At 58.4% G+C, this 17,367-nt stretch carries 17 protein-coding genes and 1 pseudogene; 8 read left to right on the plus strand and 10 right to left on the minus strand.

The window, feature by feature from the left end; all coding sequences use genetic code 11:
* The 5 genes from B5525_RS26370 (at position 1) to B5525_RS26395 (ending at position 7,009) form a co-directional block, all read left to right on the plus strand.
* Complete coding sequence (locus B5525_RS26370; protein WP_079568626.1) at positions 1–1,125, plus strand: sulfite oxidase; 1,125 nt, start codon at positions 1–3, stop codon at positions 1,123–1,125.
* Between the two features lie 765 nt (positions 1,126–1,890).
* Positions 1,891–3,120, plus strand: coding sequence for a sensor histidine kinase (locus tag B5525_RS26380; RefSeq protein ID WP_079568628.1), 1,230 nt, complete (start codon positions 1,891–1,893; stop codon positions 3,118–3,120).
* Positions 3,117–3,572 (plus strand): response regulator, encoded by a 456-nt coding sequence (locus tag B5525_RS26385; protein ID WP_079568629.1) that lies wholly within the window; start codon positions 3,117–3,119, stop codon positions 3,570–3,572. The genes B5525_RS26380 and B5525_RS26385 overlap by 4 nt, the downstream gene beginning before the upstream one ends.
* Positions 3,569–5,503: a response regulator gene (locus B5525_RS26390; RefSeq protein WP_079568630.1), complete on the plus strand. Its 1,935-nt coding sequence runs from the start codon at positions 3,569–3,571 to the stop codon at positions 5,501–5,503. The genes B5525_RS26385 and B5525_RS26390 overlap by 4 nt, the downstream gene beginning before the upstream one ends.
* 510 nt (positions 5,504–6,013) lie before the next feature.
* Positions 6,014–7,009 (plus strand): ABC transporter substrate-binding protein, encoded by a 996-nt coding sequence (locus tag B5525_RS26395; RefSeq protein ID WP_172899979.1) that lies wholly within the window; start codon positions 6,014–6,016, stop codon positions 7,007–7,009.
* A gap of 392 nt (positions 7,010–7,401) precedes the next feature.
* On the opposite strand, the gene B5525_RS26400 is transcribed toward B5525_RS26395, so the two are convergent.
* Positions 7,402–8,826, minus strand: a complete 1,425-nt coding sequence (locus B5525_RS26400; protein WP_079568632.1) for a TAXI family TRAP transporter solute-binding subunit — start codon at positions 8,824–8,826, stop codon at positions 7,402–7,404.
* Between the two features lie 602 nt (positions 8,827–9,428).
* Between B5525_RS26400 and B5525_RS26405 the strand changes: the two genes are divergently transcribed.
* A complete protein-coding gene (locus B5525_RS26405; protein ID WP_244567586.1) occupies positions 9,429–11,207 on the plus strand; it encodes an adenylate/guanylate cyclase domain-containing protein in 1,779 nt (592 codons plus the stop codon).
* Between the two features lie 701 nt (positions 11,208–11,908).
* Here the strand turns inward: B5525_RS26405 and B5525_RS47575 are convergent.
* The 3 genes and pseudogenes from B5525_RS47575 to B5525_RS26425 all read right to left on the minus strand — a co-directional run bounded on the left by B5525_RS47575 (position 11,909) and on the right by B5525_RS26425 (position 13,709).
* The gene (locus B5525_RS47575) at positions 11,909–12,370 is read right to left on the minus strand and encodes a septal ring lytic transglycosylase RlpA family protein (RefSeq protein ID WP_079568635.1); all 462 of its coding nucleotides are present in this window, start codon (positions 12,368–12,370) and stop codon (positions 11,909–11,911) included.
* Between the two features lie 465 nt (positions 12,371–12,835).
* Positions 12,836–13,224 (minus strand): annotated as a pseudogene (locus B5525_RS46595) (hypothetical protein).
* Positions 13,225–13,469: 245 nt separating this feature from the next.
* The gene (locus tag B5525_RS26425) at positions 13,470–13,709 is read right to left on the minus strand and encodes a hypothetical protein (protein WP_154073441.1); all 240 of its coding nucleotides are present in this window, start codon (positions 13,707–13,709) and stop codon (positions 13,470–13,472) included.
* A gap of 154 nt (positions 13,710–13,863) precedes the next feature.
* Between B5525_RS26425 and B5525_RS26430 the strand changes: the two genes are divergently transcribed.
* The gene (locus tag B5525_RS26430; protein ID WP_154073116.1) at positions 13,864–14,025 is read left to right on the plus strand and encodes a hypothetical protein; all 162 of its coding nucleotides are present in this window, start codon (positions 13,864–13,866) and stop codon (positions 14,023–14,025) included.
* 8 nt (positions 14,026–14,033) lie between these two features.
* On the opposite strand, the gene B5525_RS26435 is transcribed toward B5525_RS26430, so the two are convergent.
* From B5525_RS26435 to B5525_RS26450, 4 genes are all read right to left on the minus strand, one after another.
* Positions 14,034–14,270, minus strand: a complete 237-nt coding sequence (locus B5525_RS26435) for a zinc-finger domain-containing protein (protein ID WP_079568637.1) — start codon at positions 14,268–14,270, stop codon at positions 14,034–14,036.
* An 80-nt stretch (positions 14,271–14,350) separates the two neighbouring features.
* Positions 14,351–14,680, minus strand: coding sequence for a hypothetical protein (locus B5525_RS26440; RefSeq protein WP_154073442.1), 330 nt, complete (start codon positions 14,678–14,680; stop codon positions 14,351–14,353).
* 59 nt (positions 14,681–14,739) lie between these two features.
* Entirely contained in the window at positions 14,740–14,967 is a 228-nt protein-coding gene (locus B5525_RS26445; RefSeq protein WP_079568639.1) for a hypothetical protein, read from the minus strand.
* Positions 14,968–15,395: 428 nt separating this feature from the next.
* Complete coding sequence (locus B5525_RS26450) at positions 15,396–16,061, minus strand: SOS response-associated peptidase (RefSeq protein ID WP_079568640.1); 666 nt, start codon at positions 16,059–16,061, stop codon at positions 15,396–15,398.
* Positions 16,062–16,141: 80 nt separating this feature from the next.
* Between B5525_RS26450 and B5525_RS26455 the strand changes: the two genes are divergently transcribed.
* Complete coding sequence (locus tag B5525_RS26455) at positions 16,142–16,465, plus strand: hypothetical protein (protein ID WP_079568641.1); 324 nt, start codon at positions 16,142–16,144, stop codon at positions 16,463–16,465.
* Between the two features lie 214 nt (positions 16,466–16,679).
* Here the strand turns inward: B5525_RS26455 and B5525_RS26460 are convergent, their stop codons facing one another.
* Both B5525_RS26460 and B5525_RS26465 read right to left on the minus strand, forming a co-directional pair.
* Positions 16,680–17,060 carry a hypothetical protein gene (locus B5525_RS26460; RefSeq protein ID WP_154073443.1) on the minus strand — a complete coding sequence of 127 codons (381 nt, stop codon included), beginning with the start codon at positions 17,058–17,060 and terminating at the stop codon, positions 16,680–16,682.
* Positions 17,061–17,151: 91 nt separating this feature from the next.
* Positions 17,152–17,349: a hypothetical protein gene (locus B5525_RS26465; RefSeq protein WP_079568643.1), complete on the minus strand. Its 198-nt coding sequence runs from the start codon at positions 17,347–17,349 to the stop codon at positions 17,152–17,154.
* Between the last annotated feature and the right edge of the window lie 18 nt (positions 17,350–17,367).

Raw genomic sequence — 17,367 nt, forward strand, 5'->3', positions numbered from 1 at the left:
ATGGAAGGCTCGGAAAGGCGTTGCGTCGAAAATACGATTCAGTTCCCTTCGGCGGGTCTCACCATCCGGCAAAAGGAGCCAAAGAATCTGGAGGCTCCCTTCGACCAGATCGACTCATATCTCACTCCCACAAAGCTTTTCTACATCCGCAGCCATTTTCCGATACCAGCCTTGGACCGTGCCTCCTATCAACTACGCATCGACGGTGCGGTTGGGCGCCCATTCACATTGAGCTACGACGAGCTGCGCAGCATGCCGTCCGAGACCCGGATGGCGACTTTGGAGTGCGCCGGTAATAGCCGAGTCTTTCTCGTCCCGCAGGTGCAAGGCGCTCAGTGGGAGCTCGGGGCCGTCAGCAATGCAGAATGGACTGGTGTGCCCCTTAAAGCATTGCTGGAGCGCGCCGGACTGGAGGAAGACGCTTGCGAGATTGTGCTCGAAGGCGCGGATCGCGGAACACCTAAAGAAGAACCTGTGCCTCCCGAACCGATATCATTTGCCTGGAGCCTGCCCCGGGCCAAGGCAATTCAGCCGGAAGTCCTGATCGCCTACCAGATGAACGGTCGCGATCTTCCGCGGGATCACGGATTTCCGGCCCGCGCAATTGTTCCTGGGCACTATGGAATGGCGTCCGTCAAGTGGCTGACGGGTATCCAGGCCGTACGCGAACCGTTTCACGGTTACTGGCTGACATCGGATTATGCCTACTGGGCTTCGATGGATGGAAAGCCCGTGCGGCGCCCGTTGGGAGAAATGCAGCTCAAGTCCGAAATCGCGCGACCACGTGTCTACGAAACCCTGGCCCCGAACCAGATCTACACGGTTTCCGGCGCTGCATGGACGGGCGAGACCGACGTGACCGAGATTGCAGTGAGCACCGATGGTGGCCGGACCTGGGCCCAGGCAGAATTCCTGGACCCTGTGCGACGGCATGCGTGGCGACGGTGGAAATTCGATTGGCTGACACCGAAAGAACCGGGGCAGTACACCTTGCTGGCTCGTGCCAAGGACGCGGACGGCCTGATCCAACCTGACAAGCACGACCAGAACTACGGCACCTACGTGATCAATCACCCTCTCCCAATTGACGTGTTCGTAGACGGTTCTGAAGGCCCGCGACCGTGACGCCGGAGCACGCAAGCGCGACGGGTTCTTTGTATCGCTCGCCGCTGGCCATCATGGCCCAGTTCGGTCGCTATCGGGGGAAAGCGGACATGCGGCGGGGGGCCCATTTCGGTAGCGATTGACCCCCACAGCAGACGTCAGACATCGCGGCCGAGGTGGAAAGCACTGCGGTCCCCGTGTCTCAACGCGGACCCCAAGTCGCGGCGGTCGCTTACGACCCGTTGCAGGCGGAGTGGGTGACCGGTAAGGGGCGTTCGTTCGAACCTCCCTATCGAACCAGGCACATTACACCGGGGCTGGCTCGATTGAGCCGCGGCGATATCGCAGTCCGCGCGGGCAGGCCAACCGACTGACCGGCGCTGATCGAGGGCGTAGCTCTCCGTGCGCGCGCGAGATTAGCCCGATTTCGAGTGGCGGCTGGAGCGTGAATCCTGTAGCGTAAATCCGGTCGGAGAATACGCGCCGAACATTGTGACCAGGCGTGGCTGGCTGCGAGTCAGGGCCCGTGACGCTATCGGCACCGGCCGTGGTGGCGATCGGGGTTGATGCCGGCGATAAAGCGGCTGCCGAAGCGAAGGATCCTCGGATGGAGCTTTCGGCCTACGACCTTCATGAGGACGCTGCGTTGGTCCTTTGCCGGGGCCGCCACGGAACGTGTAAAAGTCCGCGGTGTCTTGACGAGACGGACCACGGTTACATTCTCACATCGGTTGGCCGCCGCGTTGCGCCCGCTGCCGGCAGAGCCATCGGAAGCAAAGTGTCATAATGACCGAGCTTGCGGAAGGACCCACCCATGTCGCAGTGAGGCGTAGCTTGGGGTATTGGAACCAAGAATTTCAGAGAATCCACTCACCGATCCTGCGCTACGGCTTTTCAGTGGTTTCCGTGGGGATGGCGCTTGGGGTGGGGTTCGCATTGCAACATTACCAGTTCCGCGACGTGGAGCTGCCGGTTCTCACCTTGGCCATCGCGTTCACCACCTGGTATGCCGGAGCCGGGCCTTCCGTGCTGGCCGTTCTATTGTCCTCGGCCTTCTTCGACTACTTCTTTATTGAGCCGCTTTATTCCTTCGACATTTCCAGTAGAGATCTACCTTACTTTTTCATTTTCGTAGCATGGGCGGTCATCGTCGCCTCGTTCAGCGCTGTCCGACGCAGGATCGAGGACAACCTTCGTCAAGCCCGTGACCATCTTCAGGTCGAGGTGGTGCAGCGCAGACAACGAGAGGACGAAATTCGCAAACTCAATCTGGAGCTCGGCAAACGGGCCCTGGAACTCGAGGCAAGCAACAAGGAATTGGAATCTTTTGCCTACTCCGTCTCCCACGACCTGCGGGCGCCGCTTCGCCATATGGTCGGTTACTCGGAGCTGCTGCAACGACAGGCCTCGTCCTTGCTCGACGAAAAGAGTCAGCGATTCATACGAACGATCCTCGACTCGGCGAAAAGAATGGGCAACCTGATCGACGACCTGCTGTCGTTTTCCAGGATCGGGCGGGCCGAGACCAAAAAGACGCAGGTCGATCTGGGGCAACTCGTCCAGGAGGTCGTCGCGGAAATTAAGCAGGACACAAAGGGCAGGGACATTGCCTGGAAGGTCGGCGCGCTTCCGGTCTGTTACGGAGACCGTTCCATGCTGAGGCTGGTCGTTGTCAACCTTGTTTCCAACGCGGCCAAATTCACACGCCTGCGAAGGCCGGCCGAAATCGAGATTGGCTGTGTCGACCGCAATAAAAAAGAAGTCGAGGTGTTCGTGAGGGACAACGGCGCTGGCTTTGACATGCAGTACGTAAACAAGCTGTTCGGCGTCTTTCAACGTCTGCATCTGCCTGAACAGTTTGAAGGCACCGGAATAGGACTGGCCACCGTTCAGCGCATCATCCACCGCCATGGCGGGGAGGTCCGGGGCGAGGGAGCGGTAGATCAAGGCGCGACCTTCTACTTCTCGCTTACGAAAGCACAAGATGCAGCGGAAAGGACGGCGAACGCTCCATGACCACACTGGGACGCATTTTAATTATCGAGGACGACCCGAACGACGTGGAGCTGACCTTGACGGCGCTGACGGACTATAACCTGGCAAATGAGGTCGTGGTTACCCGCGACGGGCAACAAGCTCTCGATTACCTCTACTGCCGGGGGGAATTCAACACGCGCTCCACCGGCAATCCTGCTGTCATGCTGCTCGATCTAAAACTGCCGAAGATCGGTGGATTGGAGGTCTTGCAGCAGATCAAGTCCGACGAGCGCCTGAAGATGATACCTGTGGTGGTGCTGACGTCATCCCACGAGGAAAAAGACATGATGAGAAGCTACAGCCTCGGGGTGAACGCCTATGTCGTAAAGCCGGTCGATTTTCATGAGTTTGTCAATGCGGTCAAGGAACTCGGCGTCTTCTGGGCGGTCATCAACGAGCCGCCGCCGGGCAGCGTGAGAAAGCCAACGTGAAGACTCCTCTCCGAATTTTGTTGCTGGAGGACGATGCCCATGACGCGGAGCTCATTCAAGAGTTCCTTGAAGCCGATCATTTCGTCTGTGAAATAACCCGCACCCAGACTCGCGCCGAGTTCGTGGCCGCTCTCGAAGACGTTGAAATTGACGTGATCCTCGCGGATTACACGCTTCCTTCGTTCGACGGCCTTTCCGCATTGATGCTTGCGTCAAGCGCCCGCCCCGACCTGCCTTTCATCTTCGTATCCGGCACGCTCGGCGAGGAAGTGGCGATTGAAGCGCTTAAAATCGGGGCGACCGATTATGTTGTGAAGACGCGACTGTCGAGACTGGTGCCCTCAGTGCAGCGCGCGCTGCGCGAGGCCGATGAGAGAGCCGAACGCAAGACGGCCGCGAAGGTCGCTGCCGGGCGTGAAGAAGCCAGCATAAGGACTCCTCTCCGAATTTTGTTGCTGGAGGACGACGCCCATGACGCGGAGCTCATTCAAGAGCTCCTTGAAACAGATCATTTCGTCTGCGAAACAACCCGCGTCCAAACTCGCGCCGAGTTCCTGGCCGCTCTCAAGAACAGTGGAATCGACCTGATTCTCGCGGATTACCAGCTTCCTTCGTTCGACGGTCTTTCCGCATTGAAGCTTGCGCAAAGTGAACGCCCCGATCTGCCTTTCATCTTTGTTTCCGGCACGCTCGGCGAAGAAGTAGCGATCGAAGCGCTCAAAATCGGGGCGACCGACTACATTCTGAAGACGCGGCTGGCGAGGCTGGTGCCCTCGGTGCAGCGCGCGCTGCGCGAAGCCCGTGAGCGAGCCGAACGCAGGATGGCCGAAGAGATCTCCCGCCGGAGTGAAAAAGAGCTGCTCGATGTGATCGAGGCGATACCCATCATGGCATTTACCAGCCTTGCCGACGGAAGCAACGTTTGGGCAAATCGACGATGGGTGGAATATACAGGATTGTCAGAGCAAAACACTTCAGGATCCGGTTGGCGGTCTACGCTTCATCCGGACGACGTCGATGGACACGTGACCAAGTGGCAGGAGGCGCTGGCCAGCGGTGAGCCGTTCGAGAGCGAGGCACGCCATCGTAGTGTCAACGGCGAATACCGGTGGTTCCTGGTTCGAGCTGTGCCGCTGCGCGATGAGAACGGCAAGATCCGCAAATGGTATGGAACACTGACCGACATAGAAGATCGCAAGGGGGCAGAGCAAGAGCGCGAGGGGCTGCGGCAATTAGAGGCGCACTTGGCCTATATGAGTCGGGTAATGACCATGGGTGAGTTAGCGGCGTCGCTGGGTCACGAAATCAAGCAGCCGATCGCTGCTGCGGCCATCAGCGCCGAGGCTTGCATGCGATGGCTCCGTCGTGACACACCCGACGTGACGGAAGCATCGGAGGCTGCCTCGGCAACGGTCGCGGCCGTGACGCGCGCTGGCGGCATCATCGACCGCGTTAGCTCACTCTATAGGCGAGGCAGGCCGGAGCGAGAATCGGTCGACCTCAACGAAATCGCTCGAGAAATGAGCTTGTTGCTGGGCGATACGGCGAATCAGAACGCCGTTTCAATCCGCACCGACCTCGATCCGGAGCTTCCGATGACGACAGCAGATTGCGTACAACTGCAGCAGGTTCTGATGAATCTCATGCTCAACGGCATTGAAGCAATGCGAGACACGGGTGGTGAACTGACTGTCGCATCGAAGGGGAGCGAGGATGGTCAATTGTTGATTTCGGTCAGTGATGCGGGCACCGGGCTTCCCGTCAACGAAAGCGAGCGCATTTTCGAGGCATTCTTCACCACGAAAGCGCAAGGCACCGGCATGGGACTTTCGATCAGTCGGCGGATCATCGAATCACATGGCGGCCATTTGTGGGCGGGCCGCAACACAGGACGGGGCGCGATTTTTCAGTTCACGCTGCTGCCGACTTGATTAGGTGTCCTTATCCTAGACCGTTTGACGCCGCGCCTTGTGCGCTTTTGCGCGGTGGCGACTGGGGCGGCGGAGAACTGTTCTAGGGATCTTGCTTCGTCGGCCAAGGCGCGCAAGTACAGCGGTACGGACCTCGGCGTCGCCATCAGCCGCACTTCTGTCAAATGATGGTCGGCGGTATCACGGTCGACGGCCTGGTCGCGGATTTACCTTCACGATCCGGAATTGTGGACGCTAAGGAAGTATACTGCCAATCCGGCTTATACAGCAGAGCTTGGACCCCGGATTGCGACTTCCGGGTAGCCGCGCAATGTCTCCTCCTGGCACTTTTCGGACATGCTGCCGCAGTCGCCTCATGTCTGATGTTTGGGGAAGAACGGACCTAGCTTTGATGGGCCCCGAAGTCTGAGTTTGACCCAACTCGGACAAGGTACTTCTCCCAACTTTCCTGCCGCAGCTAAATGTTAGGTGTGTTAGCGTCCGCCCATGCCGTCGATGTGGAGCATAGGAATGAAGCGGCGCGAGTTCATCATACTTGTCGGCGGCGCGACCGTGGCCGTTACCTGCTTCGCGGTGATAGACCCGAGCGAAGCGCAGACGGTCCGCCGCAGGAGACTGGGTTACCTTTCTGGTGGAAGACAGGGCACGGGAAATGAGTATACCAGCGGCATCTTGAAGGCATCACTGCGCGACCTTGGTTGGCGTGCAGACGAGACGATAGACATCGATGAACGGTGGGCCGACGGCGACGTTTCGCGCCTGGCTCGTTTAGCAGGTGAACTTGTTCAGCTTCGCCCTGACGTGATTGCTGCAACAGGTACTAGCGAAGCTAAAGCGCTCCAGTCCGCAACCCGGGACATTCCTATCGTCTTTCTTCAGGTAGCTGACCCAATCTCTAGTGGACTGGTCGGGAGTATCTCGCACCCGGGCGGAAACATCACTGGCTTCGCGCAGGGACCTCAGATCCTCTGGAGCAAGCGGCTTGGCTTGTTGACGGAAATGCTCGGGCGACAGCCCCGCCATCTTGCGTGGCTTGGCAATCCCGCAAACTCGGGAACTGCATCGAACTGGGCCGATGCCAAGGACGTGGCGGCCCGCGCAGGTGCTGACATTGCCAGGATCGAGGTAAGCCGAGCAGAGGAGCTTGAATGGGCCTTCAAGGGCCTTAGAGGTCTGGATGGCCTGTTCGTTCAGTGGGATTTCCTGTTCTCCATTGTGAGTAATCAGATTGCCCAGCTTGCCGCGCAAGAACGTGTGCCCGCCATTTATGAGAACCGTGTTCAGGTATTGGCGGGCGGGCTGATGTCGTATGGCGGCGACTTGCGAGAAAACTTCCGGCAGGGAGCAGCGTACGTGGACCGTATCCTGAAGGGCGCTCGTCCGGCCGACCTGCCCGTCGTTCAGGCTAGCCGATTTGAACTTGTTCTGAATAAAGGCGCCGCCAAAGCGCTCGGGCTGACCATTCCTGATTCCCTCCTAGCACGCGCCGACGAGGTGATCGAATAGAGATGTTATTTGCTGCGGTGCATGAGTCTCCTGTTGGCACTTTTGAGACATGCCGAGGTACACTGAGAATGTCCGGTTGTTGGGCAAGACCGGAAGCAGCTGACGCACGGTCAAAACGGCGCTTTTGACCGGAAGTCGGCCTCTGGGCAATGGTCACCGCGGCGCCGATGTCCCGCCGCTCTTTGAGCCGAACCTCTTGGAGCCCCGCGTGACGCATGTTTAAGGTCCCCCCATAACCTCACAAGCTCATAGACAGAAGGCCCCGCTTTGGCGGGGCTTTCGCTTTTGGTCCCGGCAACGAAAAGCCCGGCAACCGGCCGGGCGATCGCGGTAGAACTCGGGAGCCCGCGGCCGGCGCCAATCGCAGTGACACGTTTCACATGGCTGCGTCATCATCGAGACGTGAGGCTTTGGCCTACCGCCGCGCTGCGAGCCAGTTCGAGGGTGCCCGCTTGCAATGCCGCACGCCTCTCGACGGTGGCGTGACTGAACAGTTCGAGCACTAGGCCAAAAGCCGCCAGTTCCTCTTCCTCGATGGCGCCGTCATCGTAGCATTTGAGCGTTTCACCGATGATGGCGTCGACCTCGCGCTGCATCGCCAGCAGTTCCTGGTTGGATTCCGCGGTGCGCACCCTGGAAACCATGGCCAGGATTCTGTTGCGATGGCTGGTATTTTCCTCCCTTTCGTCCCGATTCAAGTAGTGACGCAACCAGGCGCCGGCCGAACCGATTCCGGAGAGAAGCAGGAGCGCAAACCAGAAGTAATCGCCGTACCTGTCGAGAAAGGTGCGTTCGGTGCCATCGATGACGGCTGCCGCTCCCCGATGTACCGGCAACTCGGCGTCTTTCTCGGTGTCCGGCTTGGTGATGTGCGCAGCGCCAGGCACTTGCCTGGCAATCGCCTGACGGACAGCGAAGAGTTGCCGGAAAAATGCCGCCACCGTCGTTTCAGACAAAGCCTTCCGCGCCACGATCAGGTGGCTGACGCTAACCGTCTCGACCTTGTCATCCGGCCAGGCCGGATTCGCATTGAAGACGCTGGGTGGAATTTCCTCGGATTCATAACGCGGGTGCTTCAGGGCGATGGCTTCCGATGCCTCGATCGCGAGAAACTTCGGCTCGCCTCGCGCCCGGGCCGTCGCGGCGATGGCGTCGGCGGTGATTTTGCTGTCGAGTGGACCGACCGCCATGAATGCATCGAGGGTCGGGTCGCGCGCCAGCTCCTCGATTTGGTCCGTGCCAAATTGCGTAACCGCGACCTTGTTCGCCTCCACGCCGGAGGCGCTCAGGATGACCCGCAGCAACGCGGCGTTCGCCGGCGTCCGGCCGATCACGCCGACCCTGTGCCCTGCGAGATCGGCGATCTCCTCGATTTTCGGCGCGGACTTTCTTTTGGAGTTCTTGCCCGCAAGTCCGGAAGACGACCACAGCACAACGAAGTTCTTGCGCACGGTGGCGACGGTCTGCGCGTCGGCCGGCATCTCCAGATCGCCACGACCGACCGCAAGGTCGGCCTTGCCAGCACCAAGCAGGGCGAGGGCTTCGACCGCTCCGTCGGACGTGATCGGAGACAGCCTGACAGTCCTGCTTTCGCTGGCGAAGGCCTCGGCCATCGCCTGAATCACTTTGTGATCGTCGCTTCCCGGCGGTCCGACGGCAATCCGGAGAGTTACCGGCCGCAACGCATAATACAGTGCGCCCGCGGCGGCGCCAAAAACAAGAAATCCAACGGCCAAGACCAGCAGTAAGGAGTTGCTCCTTTTCCGCCGTCGGCGGGCTGCGTCACTGGTTTCATTTGTACCATCGGACGAGGACATTGCTACTGCCAGTCGGAGATCAAAAGCGCTTCCTGCTTTGCAGGAATACCACGTTGTTCCAATGGTAACGTCGGTGCAGCGGCCCTGGTTTCAAGAGCGGAATTCCACCTGGCGGCAGGAAAAATGCGATCCAGGTGCCAGCTCTCTTGGTGAAGCAGCACATTAGCCTCGCGTGGATGGCCGACGTGAGCCAGTTTTACTGTGGTCGCTTTAGCGGCTCAGATGGCTTTGCTGATTGAATAGCTTTAAAACTATACGCATGTTGGTATCCAACCTCAGTGGCGCGGCCATCCGCTGTTCAACTGCATTCTCCCCTGGTTAGCCACTGGTGGGGAACTGGTTGGCTCCAGGTGCGGAACGGGTTCGCACGTGACAAGCCGTTCGGAATGCGACAGCAAAACGGAAATGGCGCTTCCGTTGTTGGCACAAAACCGACGTTGATCCGGCGATCATTGATGTCTGTTATTGGGGGATACAGCAGACATTGCGGCTGCGCCCGCCGAGGTCCGAGTTTGACCCAACTCGGACATTGGCCCTAGCCCAAGGGCAACGCCCTATGCTTTGATATGTCCGACGGATCTACCGATCTCGGGGAGGCCGTTTTGACTGACAATCGCGTTGAACGGCGGCTTGCAGCCATCCTTGCGGCAGATGTGGCTGGATATAGTCGCCTGACCGGATCGGACGAGGAAGGGACACACGTCCGGCTGAGGGAGCGTTTGCGTGGACTCGCTGATCCCAAGATCAGCGAACATCGTGGCAAGGTCGTCAAGCACACGGGCGATGGCGTGCTCGCTGAGTTCGGCAGTGTCGTAGATGCGGTACGCTGCGCCATTGAGGTCCAGCGCGGTATGGCTGAGCAAAATGCTACGATGCCGCAGGTCAAGCGGATCGAATTTCGCATCGGCATCCACGTTGGCGACATCATCGTCGATGACAACGATATCTTTGGCGACGGCGTCAACATCGCCGCTCGCCTTGAAGGGATTGCGGAGCCGGGTGGCGTTTGCATCTCTGACGACGCACAACGTCAGGTCCGCGGGAAGGTCGATTTCGCCTTTGAGGATATGGGTCCGCAGAACCTGAAGAATATTGTTGAACCGATGCGAGCGTGGCGGTTGAGGATGAATGCGAGCGGTTCTGCGGCAGCGCCGATAGAGCCGCCTGTCGAGAGCACGCAAGCTCTGGCACTCCCCAACAAGCCGTCTATCGCCGTGCTTCCGTTCCAGAACATGTCCGGCGATCCCGAGCAGGAGTATTTTGCAGATGGGATGGTTGAGGAGATTATTACCGCGCTGTCGCGTTTCAAATGGTTGTTCGTGATCGCTCGCAATTCGAGCTTTACGTTCAAAGGCCAAGCCGTCGATGTGAAGGAGGTCGGACGCAGGCTTGGCGTGCGCTATGTCCTTGAGGGGTCTGTGCGCAAGGCTTCGGGGAAGGTTCGCATTAGCGGGCAATTGATTGATGCGGTGACGGGCACGCACATATGGGCGGATAGGTTCGAGCGTGACCTAACAGACATTTTCGCGCTTCAGGACGAAGTCACGGTCGCCGTCGTCTCGGCCATTCAGCCAAAGTTGCTTCAAACAGAAATTGCACTGGCGGCGCGGCGGCGACCGGAGAACCTCACCGCCTATGATTTGTATCTTCGAGCAATGCCGCAGTTTTACCTAGCGACTCGCGAAGGTTTGGCTGAGGCGATCAAACTGGCTCATCGCGCTTTGGAGCTGGACCCTCGGTTCGGCTTGGTCGCGGCTTTGGCAGGTGTCTGTCACATGCAAAGCGTCCTTTGGGGCTACGCCATCGATCCCAAATTCGAACGCAACGAAGCAGTTCGGCTTCTTCGCTTGGCATTGAGCCTCGACGACAATGATCCAGACATCTTAGCATTGGCGGCCGTAATCTCGTCCTTCATGGTCGGCGATTGCGAGAGTGAGATCGAATGGACTGACCGGGCGGTCGCGCTCAACCCAAATTCATTTCTGGCATGGGGCTGCAGAGGCCAGGTCTATCGAATTGCGGGGCTGCCAGAGGAAGCGGTCAGGAGTTTTGAACACGCCATTCGCATGAGCCCGGTAGACCCGCGGCTACACCTGACGTTTGCTGGGATGGGCACGGCCTTTATTGAGCTTCGTCGCTTTAATGAGGCCATCGTCGCAGGGAAGAAAGCCCTGCGTCAGAACCCCTCTTTTTCGGCAGCTTACCGCTGTCTCGCGTCCGCCTTCGCCCATCTCGGACGTGATGCTGAGGCCCGTGAGGCGGCGGCGCGTCTGCTTGAGGTCGATCGCGCGTTCACAATTTCCGAGTGGACCGCTCGGGGCGGGCAATCAAACTCGAAGCTGCTGATTGAGGGTCTGCGTAAAGCGGGATTGCCCGAATGAACCCGGGTACGCTGCCGAAGACGGGATAACCGGAATGACCGCTTCTGGCACCAAACGGACATGCTGCCGCAGTCGCCTCATGTCTGTTGTTGGGGAAAGAACGGACCTAGCTCGGATAGGCCCCGAGGTCTGAGCTTGACCCTCATCGGACGTGGCATTGTGTGATAGATTGAACGCACTTCGCATATGCAACTTTTTATGTGCCTCAAAGTGGATGCGTGAAGCACCTCCGCAAGTAATCGCAAACATGGGAGAACGCTAATGATTAGATTGATCGGTTTTGCTGCGTTCGCCTTAGCCATCACAACCTCAGCACAGGCAATGACAATTGCGCCGGTTCACGAGCCGAACGGCATGATCACGCAAGTTGCCTTCGGCTGCGGCCCATTCAGGACACGAGTTGGTGGTGTCTGCGTCGCCAGGACCACCATCCGCCATGTGCGCCGACAAGTCCGGAGGTGTGCGCTATGGCACGGAGGCGTTTGCGCTCGGTGGGTTTACTGACACGCTTGGCGGCATCCAAGCCGCTATTCTTAAGGTCAAGGTCCGTGCTTCGGCAGCCGTGACGGATATCTCAATTGCCGAATTGCGGTCGGCCCCCGCTCGGGTTACTCGGAGGTCCGCTCTTGGGTATCTTTGATGACGCGCCCGCGGCTCATCTCCAGATTCTTTGGGTCTTGTGGAATTTAGCATGACACAAGCTAAAGCACCTCAGCGCGAACCTGGGCCACGCCACGATCCGTAATCGCTAGGCTGCGCGCAGCGCCGAGCGAAAGGTCGAGGACGCGGCCGCGAACCCTCGGTCCGCGGTCGGTGATGCGAACTACTACCGACTTGCTGGTCGCTAGATCGGTGACGCGAACTCTCGTGCCGAACGGCAGGCTGCGGTGGGCCGCGGTTGGCAAATTCCGATCGAACGAGGAACCGCTCGCTGTTTTTCCTGTCCTATACGAATAGTATGAGGCCTTTCCGGAAAAAAACTCGGTTGAAGGATCGAGGGGCTGAGCGATCTTCCGAACCACGTGTCGGCTCTCCTCCGAGCTGAGGTTGCGTGTGCGGATCCTGCTTAGTTTGGCCGGGTACCTCGGGAGCCGGCTCTGCGTGTGCCTTCGGAATGATGGACCATCTCTCATTGAAGGTCTGTGCTGCAGCAGGGTCCACATGTATCCCCATCCAAGCTGGGACTGTCGCAATCGCGACTATTCTTGAAAAAAGACGCATGATCGCCTCACAAGCAAATGGAGAAGCAAATGGACAATGCAAAGTCATGCGGCTGTGTTCCTGCACATGGAGAAATTCCCGTGCCGGAAAAGGTGAATAAGTACCAAGAGTTCCGAACTATGATGTTTAGGAGCACCGCAGCAAGAAACTAGAACTGTGGGCCGATATAGCGAAATCGATTTCCGCTCATGGCACCAATGCGAAGTGCAGCGATGTCCGCTATTTGGTCGCTATCAAGGGAAATGCGGACGTCGCGGGCATCGCGTTTTTGTAGATGCGGAGGTCATTCGAGGCGGGGCCGCTGCTAGTGGTGGCGGGGCACGGCGGAGAAGGTTGGCGAGCCGCCCCAGGTTCCGCGCGGTTGCTGTGAGCAGCACTTCGTGCCCGCACACAATCCGCGGGCCGTGTTACTGCGTTAGAAATCTATATGCGACAATCAGAGCCACCATGCTCGCGAAAATCAGCAGTGCCGGGATGGAGAATGGCGCGCAGCCGATAGACCGGGCTGAGGTTTAGGCCGTCTCTGGAACCGCACGACTTTGCCCTCTGCCGTTGGTGTGCGAACCTTTGGTTCCGGCGCCGCGCCCACGCCTCCGATCTCGCTGTAATAAGCGCTGTAGACCTCGCGAACGGCCAGGGCCGTGGACTCTGCCTCGCTCATCGTCTCGAGTCGGGTTCGATAGTTAGTCAGAAAGCTCTGTGCGTTTGACGGAAGGTCATCGAAACCACCGAGCTTGGCCATCATGAGCCAAGTGGCAAAATCCGCCTCGGCCTTCGTGCGAGCTTTCTTGGCGATAGGCGCGAGAGGTGAACGCGGCGATGCTGGGTTGGCTAAGGAAAAACGAAGTCCTCGCCTTGGACTGCAACGAATATCGGTCAACTAAAGTTTCTAGCAAAGCAAAAGCCGGCGCCCAGAAAATCGCAAAGGCATTAAAACGCGCTCCGGGTGCAAAACGGTAAAAGCGCATATGCCTATGTTGGATTTGTCGCTCAGCACGAGGGGGTAACTGAAGGCAAAGGTCGCGATAAATTAGCAAGTAGTCAGCCACATTTGAATGGAACGGCTTTCTTTTTGATCTGCCGGAACGAACCACCGTATGCTCGGTTGTCATATGTTCCCCACCATTGAGGAGACGTGATGACAAACAGAATGATCCCAACAAGTATGGTCAACAGAATCGACAGGGCGATTAGTCCGCTAAGTCCGGCCAGAACCCGAGTCAGACGCCTGGCCAACAGACGCAAAATCCAAACCAGGACGGCCAGCAGGGCGGCGGCCAACAAAGAGATCCGCAACGCTGATGGAAACGAATTGCTCGCTTCGACGGGCAGCTTTGTCTAGCAGAGTTCTTCCGGCTCCCAATCCACCTTCTTCGACGCTTCCCATGGTTAGGCGCACGATGCCCTTCGGTCCATGCCCGCAGAGGAAGTAGCTATGGAACATCAATTTTTCATTCGCCAGCAAAACCTAAGGCTCTATCGCAGTCTCGTGGCTGCATCGGAAGGGGCGGCAGCGAAAGCTGACGCGCGGCAGGAGAAGCTTTTAAAGCTACTGGCAGAGGAAGTAGCGAACGAACCGCCGCCCAGAAAGAGCTAAGGTGTTTGCTAAAGAGGCTCACCGTAAGCGCAATCTGCCGGATCAGCTTCGTTTGCGCCCAAGCTCGGATCGAAGCGGAATAGCGTGGAGCAGTAGGGGCAGACGATCTCACTGGCATCGCCTATCTTGAGGTAGATGTGTGGGCGATCTTGTGGTGGCTTATCCCCAATGCACTTGAACTCGCGGCAGCCAATGCGCACGATCGGCACCCCCACTTCATTATGAAACTTCGGATAACTTTCCATCTGCAGCGCGCGGCTTAGGCGCCCGATCGATGATGCAAATTGCCGTGCATGGATCGTCGAGCGAGGGCTCGATCAGGCAGTCACAACCTCGAGACTTGGATTAATTTTTCGAGCTCATGGCGACCGTCCGCGTGAGCTTCCTGATCGGTGGCGAACGATTCCATGGAAGACTGAACAGGTCTTCCGTTCTCTCTGATGTCCCAGCGAAAGCGGCCCGCGTGAATCGTGCAGGGCCGGGTTACAAGGTCATATGGTTGCGGCGATTGAGCCAAACCCGACAGGCGTTGTAGAGCAGTTATCCGCGCCCGAAATCTCTTGATCTCCTGGAGCGCGTTGTGGCGGTCCTGCCCCGATGGAAGCTTGCGGGCAGTCTCTAGTAGCTTCGCGGCCATCGCTTCCAGGTCTTGCATGTCTTTTCTCGTTCGACCGGCCGATTTGATCGGGATCATTTTCCCTGCGCATTCAGCAATCAGATTTGGCGAGATCTCCCTCTGACAGGGAACAGCCCGTCGGTGGAGCGATCGAGCCGCCTCTCGCTGCCGTGCGCGCTGTTTAGATGCCCGACCAACTCGCCGGACAGCCGATAGAGGTTGATCCCTTTTAGCTCGTAGATTTTTTTGCCGTCGAGGTCGAAGACTTCCGCGCCGTTCAACACGGCAACGCGGGTACCATTGCTATTGAAAATATTACCACTCACGACCGGCCTCCTATGGAGAGGCCCCGCGGCAAAGGCTGCGCCTACTGGCCGGGGATAGCGAGACAAATCGTGCGGGCTAGTTCGACTTTGCCTTCAGCCCCAGCGGCAGCTCCACCTGAAGATCCGTCCGAGACCGGCTTCAGCTCGAGGCGGGCGGAGTGGTTAAACGGGCTCTGCTACGATTGGCTTCTCAGGGGCTGTAAGCGGACTTTCAGCCCATTTCGCCGCGGGGTCGTCACAGCTTATGCATTGGAGGTCAGTGCGGCCGGAGAGGGTGACAACCGGGACCATTCGTTTTCCGCATTTCGGGCAGCGCGTTGTTCGATCCATGAGATCCTCCCGTTCTTTCACCCGTAACTCGGAACTGGAGTTTTTGTTCCATTCGAGCGTTTCGGCGAAACGGGAGGATTCCATGGAAGCTACTCTGGTCATGCCGCGCTCGCGATGTCTTCCTTGTCGGCCCCGCGCATGACGATCCTGATCGCGTCGTCCGGCAGCGGCCGCTGCAGAGCCTTCGCTTCGTCCCACGGCGCGCGCATCCAGACGTCGCGCTCCTCCTCCGTAGTTAGGACCACCGGCATCGCCTTAGGATGGATCGGCTCGACGACCGCGTTCGGTGAGGTCGTGAGGAAACCGTACACGAGATGCGGCCCGGGGATCGGTTTGGACTTGGTACCCCGGTTGCCTTTGTATTCGGTCCAGATGCCAGCAAACGCGAACAGCGGTCGATCTTCATCAAGCGCGAACCACACCACGTCCTTCTTTTTGGTCTCGGGGTTCGGCTCGGGTGCGTATTCCGCGAAGCTGTTCGCCGGAACCAAGCAGCGGTTCTCCGGCTTGAGCCAGCCTCGCCAGTGCGGCGAAGCGGTGTTGCGGATGTTGGTGACCGGCGGGCCGCCTGTGCGCGGCGGTGGCGGCATTCCCCACCGCATCATGACCAACTCGCGCACGCCACCATCATTGCGCACCACCGGAGCCGGGTAGTCGGGGAACACGCCGGGCATCGGCGGGAGATTGCCGACGTATTGGTTGACCGCGCGAAACAGCGCAATGATGGCGGCCTGGTTCGTGGTGATGCTATAGAGGTTACACACAGGCCGTACCTATTGGGTCGCCGATCCGTTTCCTAGCCTCAAATCCTAGAGGCATAACCAGCGGCCGCAAGGGCCGCTTCATGAGCACGAAGACGCGCCAGACGGTCTTCGGAGAAAAGTACATGCGCTATGCTTTGATCATCGCGATGTTGCTTGGGTCAATGCTTCTTGCTCAGGCCGTCGACCGCGACAAGTGGGTCGGGCAGATTGGACGAGCGAATAAAACTTGTCTCGCCAAATTTCGACAGAAGTTCGGGGAAGCAAAGGACCACAACTACGCCGATTGTGTAACGGATCAAACCAACAAAGAAATCGATACCTGCATTGGTAATAGTGAGTTTTCCAACTGTGTTCTCGATCGATCATTGAAGGTATTGGAGGTGTGCGACCTATCTAAATGTTGAGGCTACGCATTGCTCGTTCTCGCGCGGGCTGTGGGATTAGGCCGCGCAATTATTTCCAATATCGCGCGACAAGAGCGGGCACTGCCATCGACGCAACAATGACATACCAGGGCAGGATCGAATCGCCGCCGGGCAGCTCGCGCCAGACCAGCAAAACGAAAAAGAGCCCGTAGAGAACAAAGGATCGCCAGATTTCACGGATGCTCGTCAGCGGCTATCTCTTCAGCCATGCCCAATACCGCGCTCCTAGCGCTGGTAAGATCATTGCTGCGAGAAACACGAAAAAGAATGCCCCCGCCATCAACTCTAAGTTCTTTGCAACGTAGCGCCACGTGATCCGTTCACCGCTTTCATAGCGTCCGCCTGCGTGCAGATCGCTCAGCAAAATCGTGCAAATTGCCTTGCTGAGTTCAGTCTCCGGCGGTGGAAAGTGAGTGCAGTTATCGGTCTCTGTGGCCATTTTCGCGATGCGCTCGCGCTCGTCGGCGGGCAAAGGATGCCACCCGCCAGGCTTCAGTTTCCATGCGCCCATCACCGGCGGGCCAACTAGGGCAGCTACAATGGCGAGCGAAATTGCCACCTTCCAGCGCTTCACTTTCCTCGCCCTCACTACGAGCTCGACCAGGCCAGCGGATCGTTTCGCAACCTGAGGGCGCACGCAAGCTAAAAGCCGCCGCAAGGGGCGTCTAGGAGCGTTTGGCGGCCGCCTTGCCGCGCTGGGTGACCTGATACATGACGTCGCTCATGTTGGTGGGGAATGCATTCAGCCAGCCCAGATCAACAAGGCGCCGATATCTGGAACGGTCGACGTTGCCGTTCGTATACCTGCGGCCACCTTCCGCCAATATTTCGCGGACCAGTTTGAAATCATCAGATTCGGCCATAGCGACTCTCTCCTGAAA

Origin of the sequence: Bradyrhizobium erythrophlei (genome assembly GCF_900129505.1) — a bacterium.
GTDB lineage: Bacteria > Pseudomonadota > Alphaproteobacteria > Rhizobiales > Xanthobacteraceae > Bradyrhizobium > Bradyrhizobium erythrophlei_D.